Source organism: Pediococcus damnosus, assembly GCF_001437255.1.
Taxonomy (GTDB): domain Bacteria; phylum Bacillota; class Bacilli; order Lactobacillales; family Lactobacillaceae; genus Pediococcus; species Pediococcus damnosus.
In genome coordinates, this window is record NZ_JQBD01000174.1 from 1 (window position 1) to 827 (window position 827).

Below are 827 nucleotides of genomic sequence, written 5' to 3' on the forward strand. Positions count from 1 at the left end.
CCCCGTTCCAGGCCAAGTGAGCCGTAGAACGGCAATTAAACTATTCGCTTTGTTACACTCACTTATTTTAGGGCAGCTCGGCAAGTCAAAAGACAGAAAATAAGTACGCTTCCCGTGGGATTGCGATCCCACCTACGTCGCACTTACCTGCACTTTTCCGCTGAGCTTTAGGACAGCTCGGCAAAGCAAGAGGCTGATCATAAGCACGACTCCCGTGGGATTGCGATCCCACATACGTCATCCTCACCTGCACTTTTCCGCTGAGCTTTAGGACAGCTCGGCAAGTCAAAAGACAGAAAATAAGTACGCTTCCCGCGGGATTATGATCCCGCATACAGCATACTTATTTTCTGTCTTTTATCGACTTGCCTCACTCACTAGTATCTTTCGAACTGTCGAATAACTAAGATCTCATCTTCCGATAATTGACCACCTAAATGACCAGTCAGTGTTCGCCCTACTTTGCGATAATTTTTACGGATCTGTGTAAAACACAAATCAACAATCGCAATCAGAAATGTCACGACCATCGCATTATCTTGTGACATGATCTTACCAAACAAGTTTACGGTATCACTATTTAACATTGTTGTGATAAAGGCGTAAATCATGACCACATCAATTACTAACTGTACTCGGACCAGTCCTTGCATCCGATTTTTTAATTTGATAAGTTGTTGAAAAATGTCTTGTCGCTTCACGGTTTGGCTTCCCTTCACTATGAGACTTCATCTACCAACTCTAAACATATCTATATATTAAGCTAAAACTGCTAGCAGGTAAACCAATTGATTTGTGTGTATGTGTCAAGTTTTCCTAGGTGCCTT

Annotated in this window: 1 protein-coding gene; it reads right to left on the bottom strand. The window is 42.6% G+C overall.

What is annotated here, in order from left to right; genetic code table 11:
* Nucleotides 1-377: 377 nt before the first annotated feature.
* Complete coding sequence (locus IV84_RS10510) at nucleotides 378-701, bottom strand: hypothetical protein (protein ID WP_155515925.1); 324 nt, start codon at nucleotides 699-701, stop codon at nucleotides 378-380.
* Between the last annotated feature and the right edge of the window lie 126 nt (nucleotides 702-827).